Genomic DNA, 18,229 nt, shown 5'->3' on the forward strand with positions numbered 1-18,229 from the left:
AGCCGGTCACCCTACCGCCGGGAAGCAGATGTTACCTTTTTGCAACGCACCACGACGCACGTGAATCCAGCGCGCGAATAGACTCGCGGCTGTAACCGAAGCGCAATATTCCTCCGGCAGGGGCGCACCAACGGCGTGGCTCGCCGAAGGTTGCAGGGCCAGGGCTCTCAAGGGGAACATTGACGATGCGGAACAACCTGTTGTGGGGCGTGGCGGCGGTTGCGCTCGTCGCACCGATGAGCGCGATGGCGCAGGAAACGACCTCGGCGATCCGCGGCACCGTGACCGCGGGCGGAACCCCGGTTGCCGGCGCCAACGTGACGATCACCAACACGACCACCAACGCGCGCGTCAACACCGCGACCGGCGCTGATGGCACGTTCAACGCCAACGGCCTGCCCGTCGGCGGCCCATACACGGTTGCGATCACCAGTCCGCAGGGAAGCCGCACCGTTACCGACATCTACACGGTGGTGCAGCAGCCGTTCACGCTGCCGGTCGACCTCGCCCCAGCAGCGGCGGAGGGCGCGGACGCTGGCGCGGGCGAGGACATCGTCGTCACCGCTTCGTCGATCCGCGGCGCGGGCGTCACCTCGGACGGTCCGCAGACGGTGCTGACGCAGGCCGACGTGTCAAAGGTTGCATCGGTCAACCGCGACATCCGCGACATCCAGCGCCGCGACCCGTTCGCCACGCTCGATCTGTCGAACGCGGGCGACCGCGGCGGTGCGGTCAGCTTCGCGGGCGTCAATCCGCGCTACAACCGCTTCACCATCAACGGCGTGACCGTCGGCGACACGTTCGGCCTCAACCAGGATGCCAGCCCGACCAACCGTGGCCCGGTGCCGTTCGACGCGATCGCGCAGGTCTCGGTCTCGATCGCACCTTATGACTTCCGCCAGTCGGGCTTCCAGGGCGGCGCGATCGACACCGTGCTCCTGTCGGGCACCAATGATTTTCACGGCACCGGTTTCTATTCGCAGAACACCGATGGCCTGTCGGGCGACACGATTGGTGGCACCGTTCAGAACACGCCGAAGTACAAGTCGGAGACCTATGGCGCGACGTTCCGCGGCCCGCTGATCGCCGACAAGCTGTTCTTTATGGTCTCGGCCGAGCGTAACACCGACCCGCGTCCGTTCTCGACCCAGATCGCCTCGTACGGCGCAAATTCGGCTGCCGTGTCGAAGGCGGTTAACGATGTGCTGGGTATCGCCAGCACGCGCGGCCTCGCCGACGCCGCCGGTACCGTCCTGACGATCAACCCGCGCAAGGACGAGAAGATCACCGGTCGTATCGACTGGAACATCGTGGACGGCCAGCGACTGTCGTTGTCGTACATCAACGCTTACGACGCGCTGGTCAGCCAGAACAACACGTCGGTCGGCAACGTTCAGTATGGTCTCGGCTCGAACGCCTATGCGCTGACCGAGTTGCTGAAGGCGGGTATTGTCCAGCTGAACTCGGACTGGACCGACAACTTCTCAACCGAAGCACGCGGTATCTACAAGTACAACAAGCGTGGTCAGGAGCCGCTCAACGGCCGCAGCATCGGTCAGTTCGGCGTTTGCGACGACGCGACCTCGATCGGCAGCACGACCGGCTGCTCGACCAACGTGCCGCGCATCTACTTCGGCCCCGACGTCTCGCGCCAGACGAACCAGCTGTTCTTCGACACGTGGGAAGGCTCGCTGCTCGCGCGCTATACCGCGGGTGCGCACCAGGTGCAGGCGCTGGTCGACGTGACGCAGAACCGCACGTTCAACAACTTCATCCAGAACAGCATCGGCACCTATTACTTCGATTCGCTGGCTGATTTCCGCGCCGGCAACGCCAACCAGCTGCAATATACCGCGCAGCTGCCGGGCATCAGTGCAGCGGCCGATTTCCGCTATACCCAGTTCACTTTCGGCCTGCAGGACGAGTGGCAGGTCACTGACACGCTCGCGGTGACGTACGGCGCGCGCTACAGCATGTACGCGATGAAGGAGCAGCCGACCTTCAACCAGTATTTCACGCAGCGTTACGGCTTCAGCAACCTGCAGACCTACAACGGTCTCGATCAGTTCGAGCCGCGCTTCAGCTTCGACTGGAAGCCGACCAACTTCCTCGGCGGTCTGAAACTGCGCGGTGGCGCCGGTATCTTCGGTGGCGGTTCGCCCGACATCTATCTGTCGAACAGCTTCTCGAACACGGTGACGACCAGCGCGATCAATATCACGCGTGATGGCGCCGGCTTGAACACGTGTGGCGCGTCCGTGCCGGCCGCGATCTGCACCGCGGCGCTCAACAACGTGACCGGCAACGTGCCGGCCTCGGTTGCCGCTTACGCTGCCAACACCACCAACCCGACGACGTTGCAGCGCACCCGCACCGGCGCGCTCGACCGCGATTTTCACCTGCCGCGTTCGCTCAAGGCGACGCTATCGGGCGATTACCGCTTCATGGGCTTCAATCTCGGCGCCGATTATTATTACTCGAAGAACATCGACGGCGTGATCTTCACCGACCTGCGCTCGGTGCCGATCGGCGTGTTGCCGGACGGTCGCCCGCGCTACGGTGCCGTGACCGCCTTCGGCGATGCCAATTACGACATCCTGACGACCAACAGCTCGCGCGGACACAGCCACATCATCGTGGCGCGCGTGAACAAGGACTTCGACTGGGGTCTGACGCTGGGCGGCAGCTACACCCGCCAGTGGGTCAAGGATGTCGGCAGCGCGACCTCGTCGACGATCAACTCGAACTACCAGAACCAGCTGTTCGCCGATCCGAACAGCCCTGCGTACGGAACGTCGAACGACCAGATCAAATGGCAGTTCAAGTATTCGGTCGGCTACGATCACGCCTTCTTCGGTGATTATCGCACGGTCGTTCAGCTGTTCGGCGAAACCCGCGCGGGACGCCCGTTCAGCTACACGATGCTCGACAACGTCAACACACGTTCGACGGTGTTTGGCACGGTGTTGAACGGCAATGCGCCGACCAACCTGCTGTACGTGCCGACTGGCACGGCCGATCCGCTGATCCAGTATGACTCGCCGAACACGGCCGCTGCACTCGACGCGTATATTAACTCGCACTCAGATCTGTCGAAGGCGCGCGGTACGATCATCGACAAGAACACGGCGCGCAGCCGTGCCTTCACCCGCATCGATCTCCACCTCGAGCAGGAAATTCCGACCTTCGTGGGTGGATCGCGGCTGTCGATCTTCGCCGACATCAACAATGTGCCCAACCTGCTCAACAGCAAGTGGGGCGGCCTGCGCCAGTTCGGCTTCCCGTACGGTGCGGCACTCGTGACCGTGCAGTGCGTGACGGCGGGTGGCACGGTGAACACCGCGTCGAACCAGCAGTGCGCGCAGTACCGCTACTCCGCGTTCAACTCGCCGAACACCGGCTCGGTCAACTTCACGCAGTCGCTCTACCAGATCCGTCTGGGCGCGCGCTTCACCTTCTAAGGACGCCGGCCTCGGCGCCTTTTCGGGCCGTCACCTTCGCGGGTGGCGGCCCTTCTTTTTTGCGCGGTCCGCGTCGCGCGTGTAGGTGTAGGCGCGATGGCGACCACTCCCGCTTCGCTCGACCACGCGCTGCCCGGCACGACCGCGGCCGTTGCGCCCGTCCCCACGGCGCTGGCGGGTAATCGCCCGCTGTCGATCCGCCCGTTCTTCGAAGACAAGTCGGCGGCGTTCTGGAAATTGCAGGCGGCGGGCTGGACCGGCTACCTGGTGCTGCGCTCGGTCTCATCGCTGTCGACCAGCTTCACGCTGCAGCAGATCGTGCCCGTCATAGTTGAATCGATCGTCGGCTATTGCATCACATTGCTGCTGTCGGTGCTCTACGGTTACTATCGCCGACTGCCGCGCGTGACGGGTATCCTCTTGTCGATCTTCACGCTCGGCGCGGGCACGTTCCTCTACGCGACGCTCGACGCCTTCTCGTTCAGCTTCATCAAGCTGTCGGCGCCCGGCGTCGACCTGTCGCTGCTGCTCGGCACGCTGTTCCTCAACTTCACCGTGCTGGCGGGCTGGTCGGCGCTCTATTTCGGGATCAACTTCTACCTGCTGGTCGAGGACCAGATCGACCAGATGGAGCATCTGGAGATTCAGGCCTCGTCGGCGCAGCTGGCGATGTTGCGCTATCAGCTCAATCCGCATTTCCTGTTCAACACGCTCAACTCGATCTCGACTTTGGTGCTGTTGAAACAGACCGAGCGCGCGAACGCGATGCTGTCGCGGCTGTCGTCGTTCCTGCGCTACACGCTCGCCAACGAACCCACCGCGCACGTCACGGTCGCGCAGGAGGTCGAGACATTGAAGCTCTATCTCGAGATCGAGAAGATGCGGTTCGAGGACCGGCTTCGGCCGAAGTTCGACATCGACCCCGCGGTCGAAAAGGCGCGGCTGCCGTCGCTGCTGCTCCAGCCACTGGTCGAGAATGCGATCAAATATGCGGTTACCCCGCAGGAGGACGGCGCGGAAATCTGCGTCTCAGCGCGGCTCGTCGGGGATCGCGTGCTGCTCGGCGTATCCGACACCGGTCCGGGATTGCTGCCGAACAAAAACCGGCCGAGCCTTTCAACCGGCGTCGGCATCGCCAATATCAGGGAGCGACTGGCGCAGGCATATCCCGGCGACCACCGCTTCGCGGTCCGGGCGATGCCGGCGGGCGGGTTCGGGATCGAGATCGAGATCCCCTATCAGCTGGAGGAACCCGGGCGCTGAGGCCCGCCCCTCCCCCCGCCACCGGTGCGCGTGATGGAGTGTGTAGAGTAAATGACGATCAGGACCATTCTCGTCGATGACGAGCCGCTCGCGATCCAGGGGCTCGAGCTGCGGCTGCAGGCGCACGACGACGTGGAGATCATCGCCAAGTGCCAGAACGGGCGCGAGGCGATCAGCGCGATCAAGACGCACAAGCCCGACCTCGTCTTTCTCGACATCCAGATGCCGGGGTTCGACGGCTTCTCGGTCGTGCAGGGATTGATGGATGTCGAGCCGCCGCTGTTTGTGTTCGTGACCGCTTATTCCGACCATGCGATCCGCGCGTTCGAGGCGCAGGCGACCGACTATCTGATGAAGCCGGTCGAGGAAGCGCGTCTGGCCGAGACTCTCGACCGCGTGCGGCAGCGATTGTCCGAGCGCGGCAGCGTCGAAGAGGCTGCCAAGCTGAAGGAGGCCCTCGCCGAGCACGCGCCCGAGGCGGCGGCCGAGATCGCGGCGGAGAGCGACGGCGGTGATCAGGTCGCGGCCAATCGCTACGAGAAGATGATCAACGTGAAGGATCAGGGGCAGATCTTCCGCGTCGACGTCGACACGATCGAGCTGATCGAGGCGGCGGGCGATTACATGGTCATCAAGACCGCGGCCAACACGCTGATCCTGCGCGAAACGATGAAGGACTTGGAAAAACGCCTCGACCCCCGCCGGTTCCAGCGCATCCATCGCTCGACGATCGTCAACCTCGACCTCGTCAAGCAGGTCAAGCCGCACACCAACGGCGAGTGTTTCCTGGTACTCGATTCTGGGTCGAGCGTGAAGGTATCGCGGTCCTACCGCGACGTGGTGGCGCGGTTCGTCCATTGATCTCGGTGGCGGCCCTGCTCGCGCTGACGGGGCCGGCCGCGGCGGTGTGCAAGGGTGCGCCGCAAGCGCCCGCTGCTGATTACCTTGCCGACGAGAATGCGCATCGTGCGCTCCGCGACGAGATGGGCGTGCCGATGCCGACCGCTCCGGAGCATATCACGATCTACGCGGAGGGCGGACACCTTGAGACGACGCGGATCAGCATCGTCGCGACCCGCGCGCCCGATGGCCGATGGCCGATGGCACAGTAACGCGATCGGTCGCAGCAAGATTTGGGTGGAGAGCGCGACGCCGAGCGATATGTCACGCGTGACGCGCACGTTGTCCGCCGAGGACAGCCGGAAGATCGATACTTTGCTCGAACGGCCGGAATTCTGGCGGCAGCGCTTGATACCCCGCACCTACGACGGACCCCCACCACGCGGCCTAATGTCACGACAGATTGACGTGGTGACGCCGCAGTGTTCGCAGCGCTGGGTCACGATGGGGAACCAGCCGGCGCTGCTTGCCGAGTTGGACGGGCTGGTCACGCCTTAGAGGCGGCGGCCCTATACGTCGGCTCTCTCGATTAATCGTCCGCGTCGACCTGCTCGCCTGCATCACCCTCGCCCGCCTCGCCGCCACTCTGATACCACGCCTCGACCGGGCCCATCAGCTTGATCGTCAGCGGACGGCCGTGGCGGTCCATCTTCTTGCCGAGCGCGACGCGGATCCAGCCCTCGGAGATGCTGTATTCCTCGACGTCGGTACGCTCATTGCCCTTGAAGCGGATGCCGACGCCGCGCTCCAGCGCGTCGCGGTCGAAATGCGGGCTGCGGGGATCGATCGAGAGATGGTCGGGGGGCGTATCGGTCATCGCGCGCGCCTACCCCGCTCATGCGCGACGTGCCAACAAAAAAGCGGCGCGAGGGGGTGCTACCCTCGCGCCGCTCAGGCGAACCAGCTGCTAGTTGGTGCTTACCAACCGTAATACCCGCGCGGTCCATAATAGCCGCGGTAGGGATCACGGTAATATTCGCGGTACACCATGCGGGGCGGCGGCGCGTAATAATCGCGGTAGTAACCGCGCGGCACCGGTCGATAACGCGGGCCGTAATAGCCGTTGTAGCCGTAATAACCGCGGTCGTAGTAGCGGTCGCGGTTGCTCGACGCGATCGCCGCGCCGACACCCAGACCGACGACGCCGCCCAGGATCGCGGCCGCCGCGGTGTCGCCACCGCGATGGCCGCGATACCCACGCCAGCGCTGCGCGTCCGCGGGTGCGGCAGCGGTGATTGCAGTGGCGGCGAGCGCGATGCCCATCCCCGCCTTGGTCAGAAAACCATTCATCTCGAACCTCCTTACAGAGTTACGCTCGGTTCGCACGATTGGTTGAACGCAAGTCTTGCGAGCGTGTTTCACGCCATAGGCGATTCGCACTGAACACAGGCGGAATGCGACATTCACGTGAGGTTTAGGCGCGCCTTCGCTCACATCATGTGGACGGTTTTGGTCACCATGTGCGCGGCTACGCCTTCGGGTCCGTCTTCCGAACCGAAACCGCTGTCCTTCACGCCACCGAACGGGCTGTCGGGCCAGCTCAGCCGCACGCTGTTGATCGCGACCATCCCGGCCTCGATCTCGTCGCCGAGCAGGTTCTGACGCCGCCCGTTCTCGGTGAAGCAATAAGCCGCCAGCCCGAACGGCAGCCGGTTCGCCTGCGCGATCGCGTCCTCCACCGTCTCGAACGGAGTCAGCAGTGCCAGCGGGCCGAACGGCTCGTCGTTCATCGCGCGCGCCTCCAGCGGCACGTCGGCGAGCACGGTGGGCGTGAAGAAGAAGCCGTCGCCCTCCCCGCGGGTGCCACCCGCCAGCACGCGCGCGCCGACGCTGCGCGCATCCTCCACCATCTCCTGTATCGCCGACGGGCGGCGCGCATTCGCCATCGGTCCCATCTGCGTGTCGGCCTCCAACCCACTACCGAGCTTCAGCTTCTTCGTGCGCTCGGCGAAGCCTTCCGCGAAGCGGTCGTAGATACCCGCCTGCACGTGGAAGCGGGTCGGCGCGACGCACACCTGGCCCGCGTTCCTGAACTTGTGCGCGACGAGCGTGTCGAGCGTCTTTTCGAGGTCGCAATCGTCGAAGACGAGCACGGGGCCATGCCCGCCGAGCTCCATCGTCGTCTTCATCATCGTCTCGGCGGCGAGCTTCGCTAGATGCTTGCCGACCGGGACCGAGCCGGTGAAGCTCAGCTTGCGCGTGACCGGCGAGGCGAGCAGGTGGCGCGAGACCTGATCGGGCACGCCGAAGACGCATTGCGCGACGTCGCCGGGCAGCCCCGCGTCCTGAAAGCAGCGCAGCACCTCGACCGCCGAGCCTGCGGTCTCCTCGCTTGGCTTGATGATGATCGAGCAGCCCGCCGCGATCGCGGGGCCGAGCTTCCTGACCACGTTCATGATCGGGAAGTTCCAGGCGCAGAACGCCGCCACCGGGCCGACCGGCTGCTGCAGCACCAGGCTGCGCGTCCCCGCCGGACGCGGCAGGACGCGGCCGTAGATGCGCTGCGCCTCGCCGGCATGGAACTCGAGCAGCGCGGCGGCAAAAGCGACCTCGCCCTTCGCCTCGACCAGCGGCTTGCCCTGTTCGAGCGTCGCGATGCGGGCGAGATGCTCGGCGCGCTCGCGAAGGATCGCCGCGGTGCGGGTCAGCACCTGCGCGCGCTGCGCCGGATCGACCTTTCGCCACGCCTTGAACCCGCGGTCGGCGGCGTCAAGCCCGCGGTCGAGATCCTCCGCGGTCGCGAGCGGCAGCGCGCCCTGCGCCTGTCCGGTCGCGGGATTGAGCACGTCGTGCGCGTCGCGCCCCGCGCCGGTCAGCCATTCGCCGGCGATGTAGAGGCCGAGGCGCGGATCGTAGGCGGTCATGCAGGGGCTCCTTGAACTGATCGCCCCCATATAGGCGCGACGCCCCCGCACTCCACCGCCGGTTACCGCAGGGCGGCCACCGGCGATCGATGCCGCCTTACTTCGCTTTGGCCTTCCCCGCCGGCGTCGCGGGTGCCGGCTTGACGTAGCGATCGAGCCAGTCGGTCATCTGCCACAGCGTCTCCTCGGTCGATTCAAGTGCGCGGTAGCCGTGCGGTTCGTTCGGCAGCACGACGTAGCGGACGGTCGCGGCATTGCCCTTCAACGCCGCGTACATCCGCTCCGACTGGATCGGGAAGGTGCCCGAATTGTCGTCCGCGCCGCCGTGGATCAGCAGGATCGGCGCCTTGATCCGGTCGGCGTAGGTGAAGGGTGACATCTCGGTATAGGTCGGGGTCGCCTGCCAGTAGGTGCGCTGCTCCGCCTGGAAACCGAACGGCGTCAGCGTGCGGTTGTACGCGCCCGAGCGCGCGATGCCGGCGCGGAACAAGTTCGTATGCGCGAGCAGATTGGCCGTCATGAACGCGCCGTAGCTGTGCCCGCCGACCGCGATCCGGTTGCGGTCGGCCGCGCCCGTCGCCACCACCGCGTCGACCGCAGCCTGCGCGTCGGCCTGCAATTGCTTGACGTAGGTGTCGTTCGCCTCCGCGCCGCCCTCGCCGACGATCGGCATCGCGGGGTCGTCGAGCACGGCATAGCCTTGCGTCAAGAGAAACAGGTGGCTGATCCCGCGCGGGCGGGTGAAGCGGTTGCCCTGATCGACCGTCTGCCCCGCGACCTTGGGGTCGGTGTACTCGGCCGGGTATGCCCAGAGCAGCGTCGGCAGCGGCCCGTCGCGCTCCGCATCATAGCCCGCGGGCAGATAGAGCGTGCCCGACAAGGGCAGGCCATCCGCGCGCTTGTAGGTGATCGTGCGCTGCGTCACGCCCGCAAGCGACGGCGCGGGATCGGCGAAATCGGTGACGAGCTTCGCCTTGTCGCCCTTTACGGTACGGATGACGTAATTGGGCGCGAGCTTCGCGCTTTCACGCCGCGTCAGGATGCGCGCGCCCGTGTCGTCGAGCATCGAGACAACGCTCTCGTAATAAGGTGCCTTGGCAGTCCACAGCCGTGTCTGCGCGCCGCCCGCTATCGGCATCGTTGCGAAGAACGGGAAGGCGCCGGCCTTGGTCGCGCCGTCGCCCTCGACGAAGACGGCGCGGCGGTCGGGGGTGAAGCGCATCACCTGCTTGCCTGCGGCGTTCCGCTCCAGCGTCGGGAAGCCGGGATCGCCGTACTGGTCCTGGTAATTGCGCGTCAGCAGCACGCGCGCGGTGCCGGGCGCGTCGGGGCTGACGGCGTAGCGCTGCTCGGTGCGGGTCTTCCACGCGCGGTCGACCACCATCGCGAAGCCGCCGTCGCCCCACATCGTCGTCGCGTAGCGATTGGCGGTCTTGGCAAGCTCGACGGGCGCGGCGGAGAAGGGCGCCGCCTGCATCATCACGCGGTCGTGGAACGGCACGTTCGCCTTCGGATCGCCGCTGTCGAGCGCCTCCGCCCAGACGAGCGTCGAGGGCGCGTCGGAGCGCCACTCCGCCTCGCGCGGGCCCTTCACGGTCGCGTCGAAGTCGACCGGCAGGTCGTCGGCGAGCGGGCGATCGACCAGCGTCTTAACCGGCTGTCCGTCGATCGTCGTGACCGCGATCTCGGTCGGGAAATAGCCGGCGGGCAGCAGGTAGGAATAAGGCCGCTTCAATCGCTCGGTCAGCAGGTAACGGCCGTCGGGCGAGACGCTGAAGCTGGTGAACAGCCCGGGCGCGCCGATCGGCGTCGCGGCGCCTGTTCCAACATCGACGCGGACCAGCTGGCCGGTGAAATAATGGTCGAACAGTGCCTCGTCGCCCGCGTTCGCGAGCAGATCTTCGTAGGTGCGTGCGGCGGAGCGGCGGCCGTTGCTTTCCTGCACCACCGGGCCCGTCGGGGTGACGTTCTCCACCGGCGCGGCGCCACGGTTTGCGACCACGGTGCGCGCGACGATCGCGCGGCTGTCGGGCGTCCAGGTGAATGGCGAGCCGCTGAACGCGGCATTGATCCCGCGAACGAGCGGACGCGCCGCACCGCTGCGATCGGCGACCCACAACGCGAGGCCGGCGGGCTCCTGCACCACGAAGGCGAGGCGCGAGCCGTCGGGCGACCACGCCGGATTGGTGAAGCGCGTGCCCGCGGGCAGCGCGACCTTCACCTCGCGACCCGATGCCAGGTCCTTGAACGACAGCGCGTTCAGCCACTGCGTGCGCACCTCCGCCTGGCCGTTGGTGGCGGGATCGATGCGATAGCCGGCGAGGCGCAGTATCGGCTTCGACAGGTTGGCGATCGTCGGCAGGTTCTCGCGCCCCAGGATCGCGAGCGTTTGGTGGTCCGGGCTGACCGCGACGGAGGGGGTTGGCGGCGTTTCCAGGATCTTCGCGATCGCATCGGGCGCGCGGTGGTAGGTGGTGGCCGGCGCGTCCGGCGCAGCGGGAAGTTGGGCGGCGAAGGCCGGCGTGGTGGTCAGCAAGAGAGCGAGAACGGCTGCGCGCATGGATGGAACCCCCGGATCATGTGGGAGCCCTTGTCCGGGCAAGTGCGGCTCAATTCAACCCGCGCGATGCAATCATTCAAGGCGGCGAGACGCCGTCCGCGCTGACCAGGTCGGGGCCGACCAGGGTGCCGATCAGCCGCACGCGCTTTTCCACCAGATCGACGGGCGTGCGCTGCAGCTCCAGCTGGAACCGTCCGCCGGCGTCGCGGCGCAGGAAGAAGGCACCACCATCGCGGATCAGCGTGCCCGTCTCATCGATTCGTGTTCCGATCGCGGTCATGCAGCTTCACTCAACATCGCCGCGGTATATCGCAAGCCGCTCGGCGTCCGGCAAGCAGGACCGCATCGGCCCACCTTATTGCCGGTCGCGCTTCCCGGCGCCAGCCGCGCCCACTCCGGCGAGTGCCGCCAGCCCGATCGACGCGAGCAGCGGCGTGGCTCGTCGCACGTACAGGCTGCGATCGGTCGTGCTCGCCAAGGTGGTCGGGTCGCCGGTGAACAGGTGCAGCAGGTGACGCGCGACCGCGCGCGGGTGCTCGCGCTGCGCGAAATGGCCGACCCCGGCGAGCACCACGCGCGCGAACGGGCCGGTGAACTTGCTCACAACATCGGCGCTCGTCTCCGGCGGGTTGACGCCGTCGACCGCGCCCTGAACGTAGAGCGTTGGCAGCGACAGCGTAGGCGTCGCGCGCACCTTGTCCTCCAGCCACCGGCTGCGCGGGTCGGGTTTCGCTTCGTCCCAGCGTGCGCGGTAGCTGTGCAGCGTCACCTCCACCCAGTCGGAATTCTCCCACGCGCGCGCGACGCGGTCGAACGTCTCCTCGTCGTACCAGCCGGGCGGCGACCAGTTGTTCCAGTGCGTTCGTGCAAAGCCGCGGCGGTCAGCACGCACCGCGTCGGCACCACGCGTGGTCGCCATGAACCAGTGATACCATTGCCGCTCGGCTTGCGCGAACGAGGGTGTCTTCATGCCGCCAAGCCGCGGCGGCGTGCACAGCATCGCCATCCGCTCGACCCGATCGGGCCAGCCGACCGCCAATGCCTCCGCGGTGTTCGATCCCCAGTCGTGGCCTGCGACGGTGAAGCGGTCGACTCCGAGCGCATCCATCAGCGCGATCATGTCGAGCGCGAGCACAGCGCTGTTGCCGGTGCGCCGCACATCGGGCTTCAACCGCGTCGCACCGAAGCCGCGTAGTGTCGGCTGAATCGTGCGCAGCCCCGCCGCGTTCAGCCGCGGCACGACCGTGTCCCAGGTCGAGGCGTCATCGGGCCAGCCGTGGATCAGCAGCACCGGCGGGCCATCGTGCGGTCCGCGATCCTCGTAGGCGATCGTCACGAAATCGGTATCGACAATCGGCATCTCAGTCCCTCTGCAATATCTCAACACCGGCGACGGTGAGGCAGCGCGACCGTTCCGCCAGGATAGACGGTGTGGATGGCGCCATCGAACGGCGTCGACGAACGGCGCGAAATCCTGACCACCCCTGCGAAGCGTGCGAGGCTACGTGCTGTTCCCGCGCGGCCCGCCGCGGTGTAGGGTTTCGCCCGTGCGATTGCCGAAAACCGATCCGTTCGTCGCGACGACGAGCGACACCGCCGCGTGGTGGATGCTCGCGCTGATGTCGGCGACCTGTCTCGCTGCGGCGAGCAGACTGGGCTTTCGCATCGATGCGTGGCGTGCGGTGCCGCCCGTGGTCGGGCTGGCGCTGCTCGGCGGTGCGGCGTGGTTTGGGCGGCGGCGCAACCGGCCGCGCCTCGCCGCGGGATCGATCGCGTTCCTGCAGATGACGCTGTTCACGCTGTTCGGGGTCGTACTCGCCTACGCGCTCGCCGCACGGGCGGGCGCATTGTGGGACGCGCGTCTCGCCGCCGCCGACCGCGCGCTCGGCTTCGATTGGCCCGCGGTGTTCACCGCCGCCGACCAAGCGCCCGCCGCACTGTGGATCGGCGCGTTCGCCTATCACAGCCTGACGCTCCAGATGGTGACCTGCATCGTGGCGATGAGCGCCTACGCGCAGTTCGACCGGTTGCGCGTCGCGATTGCGGCGGCGATCCTGTCGGGGTTCGCGACCATCCTGATCTCGTGGTGGATGCCCGCGATGGGAAATGTGTTCGACCCCGCGCATTACACGCGATTGTGGCCGTCGATCGCGTGGATCGAGCGAGGAATGATCGCGGGGCTGCGCGACGGCACGTGGCGCGTGCTCGACCTCACTCAGCTGATGGGGATCGTCAGCTTTCCGAGCTTCCACGCGACGCTGCCGGTGATCCTGTCGTGGGCGCAGCGCGACACGCCGGTGTGGCGCTTCGTTGCGCCGGTGTGGGCGGGCGTGACGATCATCGCGACGCCGCTGTTCGGCGGGCATTACGGCATCGACGTGCTGGGCGGGCTCGCGCTCGCGCCGCTCGCGCTGGCGGTCGCGCCGCGGCTGGTTCGCCGGCGAAGCGCCGTTCGCCCGGGGGTTGCGCAGCCGCGCGACTTGGCGCAACCCTTTGAAACCCGGATCGAACATGGCATCGGCTAGCACCACCAGCCGCGACACGCGCACAAGCGCCCTGCTCGCCGGGGCGATCGGCGCGGCGTGGCTGGCGATCCACGTCGGCGGCATCTTCTTCTGGTCGTGGAGCTTTGCCACGGCGCCGGTCGCGGCGCTGCTTGTCGTCGCGCAGGCGTGGCTCAGTACGGGGCTGTTCATCGTCGCGCACGATTGCATGCACGGCTCGTTCGCACCCGGGCACCCGCGCGCGAACCGCGTGGTCGGAACGCTATGTCTCGGCGCGTATGCCGCGCTGTCGTACCGCGCGCTCCACCCCAAGCATCACGCGCACCATGCCGCACCGGGAACCGAGCATGACCCGGATTTCCACGCCGGCGCACCGCGGCACGCGCTGCGGTGGTTCGTGCGGTTCTTCTCGGGCTATTACACGCACGGGCAGATCGCGCGGATCACGCTGGCGGCGATCCTGTACCTGCTGCTCGGCGCGTCGCTTGTGAACATCGTCGCGTTCTGGGCGGTGCCCGCGCTGCTCGCGCTGGCGCAATTGTTCTTCTTCGGCACCTATCTGCCGCACCGGCACGACGACGCGCCCTTCGCCGATCACCACAATGCGCGCAGCAGTGCGCTGTCACCGCTGGCGTCGGTCGCGACCTGCTTCCACTTTGGTGCCTATCATCACGAGCATCACCTGAGCCCGCGCACGCCGTGGTGGCGGCTGCCGGGTGTACGGTCGCGGATCACGCAAGCGCCGCGCTGACGCGCGCCGCGGCGGCGGTCGCGCCGCCGCTTTGCGCCATCTCGGCACCGATCCGCCGTGCGGCATCGCGGTAGCCGGGATCGTGGATCACCGCGCCGAGTACCGCAGCGAGCGTCGAGGCACGCAAGGCACGGGGCGACAGGACCCGCCCCGCACCCGACCAGGCGACGCGCGCGGCCGTGCCCGGCTGCTCGAACGCGATCGGCAGCGCGACGATCGGCACCCCTGCCGCCAGCGCGTCGAGCACGGTGTTGAACCCGCCGTGCAGCACCGCCGCGGCGCAGTGGCGCAGCACCGCCGCCTGCGGCCAGAACGCGCGCACCAGCGGGTCGCCCGGCAGCGCGGCCTCGCCCGCCGGCGAGAGCCCGCCGCCGTGTCCGATCACCGCGCGTGCGCCGGCCAGCGCACACGCGCGCGCCATCACCGCGAACAGCGCGCGGCGTGAACCCTGCAGCGTGCCGAGTGAGCAGAATACCAGCGGGCGTTCGTCGTCGTGCGGCAGGTCGACGGCACCCTCTTCGGGGCCACGCCAGGGTCCGCCGTAGCTGAACGTGGCGGGCAAGCGCGCACGCGGGTAGTCGAGCGCGCGCGGGCATTGCGCCACCCACGCCAGTGGCTCGCCCTCAGGCCCGAGGCCCCACGTACGCCGCGTCTCGTCCAGCACGCGCGTGATCGGGCGCAGCAGCAGGTCGGCGACCTGATAGCCACCGTTGTTCCGATTGCGCCCGACCGCGTCGGGGCGGAAGCGCCAGCCGAGGAACGGCGGCGGAACGTCCTCCTCGCGCAGCAGCGGCAGCCCGGTGACGCTCGCGACGAGTGGCAGGCGCATCCGCGCGGCGATCAACGCACCGGCGGGCTCGGCCGTGTCGGCGATCACCGCCTCGGCACCGATCCGCTCCAGCACCGCCGGCACGCCGTCGAGCAGCTGCGCCGTCATCTGCGCGGTCGCCGCGATCATCCGCGGCAGTCCGCGCGGTCCGGTCGGACGTCCGAGCAGGTCGAGATAGGCGTCGAGCATCGGCGCGCTCGTACCGGGGATCGCGTGAAAGCCGACGCTCGGGTCGGAGACGAACCGCTCGACCCCGTCGACGTGGACCAGCGAGACGCGGTGGCCGCGCGCCGACAGTTCGCGGCCCAGCACCTGCAACGGGTTCAGATGTCCCGCGGTGGGCGGGGCGACGATCGCGATATGTCGCCTGACGGATGGCACGCGCGCGGGCGCTTTCTTGAAAGGCAAAGGTCGCGGCTAGGTCGTGACGCGTGCGCTGTCCAGCGCTGTAGAAGCGCACAGTACTGGTGATTGACCGGGATCAGGCAGTTTCGCGGCGGCGCTGTGCCCGACCGGCAACAGCGCGCGGGAATGTGTGCGGTTCAGCAATCTTCCGACACCTTTCACACGTCCGACACAATCCGCTGCCAGGCACTTCAACGAAGCGGGGGAAGCCGCGAATCACCGACCAGAATCCGTACGACTTCTCGTCGTACGGGCCAGCGGTGCTGCGCGCTTCACACCCGCGGTTCACGCAAAAGGGAAACAGATCATCGTGACGTCCAAGTCGCTCCTGCTCGCCGGTGCCGCCGGCATGCTGACGCTCGCCGCGCCCGTGGCCGCGCAGACGGTGCAGACCTCCACCCCGCCCGCAGTCGATGCCGCCACGGCGACGCCGGGCGACAATGGCGATGGCCTGGAGGAGATCACCGTCACCGCCGAGCGTCGGTCGGAGAACCTCCAGCGCGTGCCGGTGTCGGTCGCGGTGGTGGGCGGCGACGACCTGCGTACGTTCCAGTCGGCGGGCGAGGACATCCTGTCGCTCGCCGGCCGCGTACCCGGCCTCTACGCCGAGACGACGACCGGGCGCATCTTCCCGCGCTTCTACATCCGCGGTCTGGGCAACATCGATTTCTACCTCGGCGCGTCGCAGCCGGTGTCGATCATCCAGGACGATGTGGTGCTCGAGCACGTGGTGCTGAAATCGAATCCGGTGTTCGACGTCAACCAGGTCGAGGTGCTGCGCGGGCCGCAGGGTTCGCTGTTCGGGCGCAACACGACCGCAGGTATCATCAAGTTCGACACGATCCGCCCGAGCCAGGATTTCAACGGCCGCGTCAGCGCTTCCTACGGCAGCTACAACACGGCGACCGTGGACGCAGGGATCGGCGGTCCGATCGTCGCCGACAAGATCGCGTTCCGCCTGTCGGGCCTCTACCAGCACCGCGACGACTGGATCGACAACACCTTCACCGGCCCGGGTGTCGACGGCACGCGCGGCGGCAAGGACAAGCTGGGCGGTTTCAACGAGCGCGACGTTCGGTTGCAGTTGCTGTTCACGCCGACCGAGACGCTGTCGATCAACGTGTCGGGCCACGCGCGCGATTACGACGGCAGCTCGACGATCTTCCACCGCGGCGCGCTGGTGCGCGGATCGAACAGCGTCGCGCGCGAGCCGCGCAGCCGCGTCGCGCTGGACGAGGGCGACAACAATCCGCAGGCGTACAAGACGTACGGCGGGTCGGTGAATGCCGCGTGGGATTTCGGTGCCGCGACGCTGACCTCGATCACCGCGTACGAGACGACGTCGGGTTACAGCCGCGGCGACACCGACGGTGGCGTGCGCCAGCTGCCGCTCAACGCGAACGGCGGCTGCATCGACTGCGGGCAGAGCCAGGGCAACATTCGCGACCTCGACCAGTGGACGCAGGAGCTGCGGCTCGCCTCCAGCGACGCGGGTGCGGCGTTCAAGTGGCAGTTCGGCGGTTTCTACTTCGACCAGCGCGACACGACCGATTTCTACCAGCGCCGCTTCTTCCTGACCGCGCCGTTCGTGGCGGCGAACAGCAACACCAACAATCCGGGCAACTGGGTGCGGCTGCACGACGCCAACACGTCCTGGGCGGTGTTCGGGCAGGCGAGCTACACGATCGACCGCCTGACACTGACCGCGGGCGGGCGCTATACCGAAGACGACAAGCGCACAATTTTGGTCAAGCCCGCGACCACCGGCGCAACGGTCAACTTCCCCGCCACCGCCCCGCGTGACGTGAAGCTGACCGGCAAGGAGCCGAGCTGGGACGTGTCGGCGCTGTACGAGGTCGATCCGACCGCCAGCATCTACGCCCGCGTTGCGCGCGGTTTCCGTGGTCCGACGATCCAGGGCCGCTCGGCGGTGTTCGGTTCGGCCTTCACCACCGCCGACAGCGAGACGATCACCTCGTACGAGGCGGGCGTGAAGACGCGGCCGTTCGACAACCTTCGCTTCAACGCGACGGGCTTCTACTACCGCGTCAACGACATCCAGCTGAACGGCAACGACGCCAACGGCAACGGCGTGCTGTTCAACGCCGACCACGCCGACGCCTACGGGTTCGAGGCCGAGCTGGAATGGCGTCCGATCCGCAACATCACCTTCTCGCTGGGCGGCAGCGCGCTGCACAGCGAGATCAAGGACAAGAACGTCTATGCGCAGGTGTGCGCGCTGGCGGGTCAGGTGACGTGCACCGTGCAGGACCCGACGATCCGTCGCACGATCTTCGGTGCGCCTGCGGTGCTGGCGCAGATCGACGGCAACCCGCTGCCCAACGCGCCCGAATATCAGATCGACGCGGCGGTCCGGTACGACATCCCGCTCAGCAACGACGGCGGGCTGTTCCTCGCGACCGACTTCAACCTGCAGGGCTATACCAATTTCGTGCTCTACAAGACGCGCGAATTCTACGCGAACGGCAACTTCGAACTGGGGCTGAAGGCGGGGTATACAACGCCCGATGGCCGCTACGAGATCGCCGCGTTCGCGCGCAATCTGACGCGCGAGAAGAACCTGAAGGGCGTGATCGAGAACTACAATGCCGCGGTGTTCAACGAACCGCGCGTCGTCGGCGTGTCGCTCAGCGGCAAATTCCGCTGAGGAAACGCGGGGGCGGTGGAGCGA

At 67.2% G+C, this 18,229-nt stretch carries 14 protein-coding genes; 7 read left to right on the forward strand and 7 right to left on the reverse strand.

Annotation, left to right across the window (positions count from 1 at the left end; translation table 11 throughout):
* The first annotated feature begins 185 nt into the window (after positions 1–185).
* The 4 genes from BMW51_RS12555 to BMW51_RS12570 all read left to right on the forward strand — a co-directional run bounded on the left by BMW51_RS12555 (position 186) and on the right by BMW51_RS12570 (position 5,836).
* Entirely contained in the window at positions 186–3,461 is a 3,276-nt protein-coding gene (locus tag BMW51_RS12555) for a TonB-dependent receptor (protein WP_093006971.1), read from the forward strand.
* 96 nt (positions 3,462–3,557) lie between these two features.
* Positions 3,558–4,724: a sensor histidine kinase gene (locus BMW51_RS12560; protein ID WP_245708497.1), complete on the forward strand. Its 1,167-nt coding sequence runs from the start codon at positions 3,558–3,560 to the stop codon at positions 4,722–4,724.
* 51 nt (positions 4,725–4,775) lie between these two features.
* Positions 4,776–5,585 (forward strand): LytR/AlgR family response regulator transcription factor, encoded by an 810-nt coding sequence (locus tag BMW51_RS12565; RefSeq protein WP_093006973.1) that lies wholly within the window; start codon positions 4,776–4,778, stop codon positions 5,583–5,585.
* Positions 5,586–5,590: 5 nt separating this feature from the next.
* On the forward strand, positions 5,591–5,836 hold the full coding sequence (locus tag BMW51_RS12570; protein ID WP_143051859.1) for a hypothetical protein: 246 nt from the start codon (positions 5,591–5,593) through the stop codon (positions 5,834–5,836).
* Positions 5,837–6,153: 317 nt separating this feature from the next.
* On the opposite strand, the gene BMW51_RS12580 is transcribed toward BMW51_RS12570, so the two are convergent.
* The 6 genes from BMW51_RS12580 to BMW51_RS12605 form a co-directional block, all read right to left on the reverse strand.
* Positions 6,154–6,441: a DUF3297 family protein gene (locus tag BMW51_RS12580; RefSeq protein ID WP_093006979.1), complete on the reverse strand. Its 288-nt coding sequence runs from the start codon at positions 6,439–6,441 to the stop codon at positions 6,154–6,156.
* A 101-nt stretch (positions 6,442–6,542) separates the two neighbouring features.
* Positions 6,543–6,914, reverse strand: a complete 372-nt coding sequence (locus BMW51_RS12585; RefSeq protein WP_093006981.1) for a hypothetical protein — start codon at positions 6,912–6,914, stop codon at positions 6,543–6,545.
* Positions 6,915–7,054: 140 nt separating this feature from the next.
* Positions 7,055–8,488, reverse strand: coding sequence for an NAD-dependent succinate-semialdehyde dehydrogenase (locus tag BMW51_RS12590; protein ID WP_093006983.1), 1,434 nt, complete (start codon positions 8,486–8,488; stop codon positions 7,055–7,057).
* A 97-nt stretch (positions 8,489–8,585) separates the two neighbouring features.
* On the reverse strand, positions 8,586–11,048 hold the full coding sequence (locus BMW51_RS12595) for a S9 family peptidase (protein ID WP_093006985.1): 2,463 nt from the start codon (positions 11,046–11,048) through the stop codon (positions 8,586–8,588).
* A 76-nt stretch (positions 11,049–11,124) separates the two neighbouring features.
* Positions 11,125–11,328 carry a DUF5818 domain-containing protein gene (locus tag BMW51_RS12600; protein ID WP_093006987.1) on the reverse strand — a complete coding sequence of 68 codons (204 nt, stop codon included), beginning with the start codon at positions 11,326–11,328 and terminating at the stop codon, positions 11,125–11,127.
* A gap of 75 nt (positions 11,329–11,403) precedes the next feature.
* Complete coding sequence (locus BMW51_RS12605) at positions 11,404–12,408, reverse strand: alpha/beta fold hydrolase (RefSeq protein ID WP_093006989.1); 1,005 nt, start codon at positions 12,406–12,408, stop codon at positions 11,404–11,406.
* Between the two features lie 187 nt (positions 12,409–12,595).
* Here BMW51_RS12605 and BMW51_RS12610 point away from each other — a divergent pair, with 187 nt between their 5' ends.
* Together BMW51_RS12610 and BMW51_RS12615 are read left to right on the forward strand one after the other, a co-directional pair.
* The gene (locus BMW51_RS12610) at positions 12,596–13,573 is read left to right on the forward strand and encodes a phosphatase PAP2 family protein (protein WP_093006991.1); all 978 of its coding nucleotides are present in this window, start codon (positions 12,596–12,598) and stop codon (positions 13,571–13,573) included.
* Positions 13,560–14,303 carry a fatty acid desaturase gene (locus tag BMW51_RS12615; RefSeq protein ID WP_093006993.1) on the forward strand — a complete coding sequence of 248 codons (744 nt, stop codon included), beginning with the start codon at positions 13,560–13,562 and terminating at the stop codon, positions 14,301–14,303. The genes BMW51_RS12610 and BMW51_RS12615 overlap by 14 nt, the downstream gene beginning before the upstream one ends.
* Here BMW51_RS12615 and BMW51_RS12620 read toward each other — a convergent pair.
* Positions 14,284–15,513 (reverse strand): glycosyltransferase, encoded by a 1,230-nt coding sequence (locus tag BMW51_RS12620; RefSeq protein WP_093007273.1) that lies wholly within the window; start codon positions 15,511–15,513, stop codon positions 14,284–14,286. The genes BMW51_RS12615 and BMW51_RS12620 overlap by 20 nt on opposite strands.
* Positions 15,514–15,886: 373 nt before the next feature.
* Here BMW51_RS12620 and BMW51_RS12625 point away from each other — a divergent pair, with 373 nt between their 5' ends.
* The gene (locus BMW51_RS12625; RefSeq protein ID WP_093007275.1) at positions 15,887–18,205 is read left to right on the forward strand and encodes a TonB-dependent receptor; all 2,319 of its coding nucleotides are present in this window, start codon (positions 15,887–15,889) and stop codon (positions 18,203–18,205) included.
* The last annotated feature ends 24 nt before the right edge of the window (positions 18,206–18,229 follow it).

This window comes from Sphingomonas palmae (genome assembly GCF_900109565.1).
GTDB lineage: Bacteria > Pseudomonadota > Alphaproteobacteria > Sphingomonadales > Sphingomonadaceae > Sphingomonas > Sphingomonas palmae.

Coding starts and splice junctions, on each gene's coding strand:
- BMW51_RS12555 (WP_093006971.1), top strand. CDS start 186: ATGCGGAACAACCTGTTGTGGGGCGTGGCGGCGGTTGCGCTCGTCGCA.
- BMW51_RS12560 (WP_245708497.1), top strand. CDS start 3,558: ATGGCGACCACTCCCGCTTCGCTCGACCACGCGCTGCCCGGCACGACC.
- BMW51_RS12565 (WP_093006973.1), top strand. CDS start 4,776: ATGACGATCAGGACCATTCTCGTCGATGACGAGCCGCTCGCGATCCAG.
- BMW51_RS12580 (WP_093006979.1), bottom strand. CDS start 6,441: ATGACCGATACGCCCCCCGACCATCTCTCGATCGATCCCCGCAGCCCG.
- BMW51_RS12585 (WP_093006981.1), bottom strand. CDS start 6,914: ATGAATGGTTTTCTGACCAAGGCGGGGATGGGCATCGCGCTCGCCGCC.
- BMW51_RS12590 (WP_093006983.1), bottom strand. CDS start 8,488: ATGACCGCCTACGATCCGCGCCTCGGCCTCTACATCGCCGGCGAATGG.
- BMW51_RS12595 (WP_093006985.1), bottom strand. CDS start 11,048: ATGCGCGCAGCCGTTCTCGCTCTCTTGCTGACCACCACGCCGGCCTTC.
- BMW51_RS12600 (WP_093006987.1), bottom strand. CDS start 11,328: ATGACCGCGATCGGAACACGAATCGATGAGACGGGCACGCTGATCCGC.
- BMW51_RS12605 (WP_093006989.1), bottom strand. CDS start 12,408: ATGCCGATTGTCGATACCGATTTCGTGACGATCGCCTACGAGGATCGC.
- BMW51_RS12615 (WP_093006993.1), top strand. CDS start 13,560: ATGGCATCGGCTAGCACCACCAGCCGCGACACGCGCACAAGCGCCCTG.
- BMW51_RS12625 (WP_093007275.1), top strand. CDS start 15,887: ATGCTGACGCTCGCCGCGCCCGTGGCCGCGCAGACGGTGCAGACCTCC.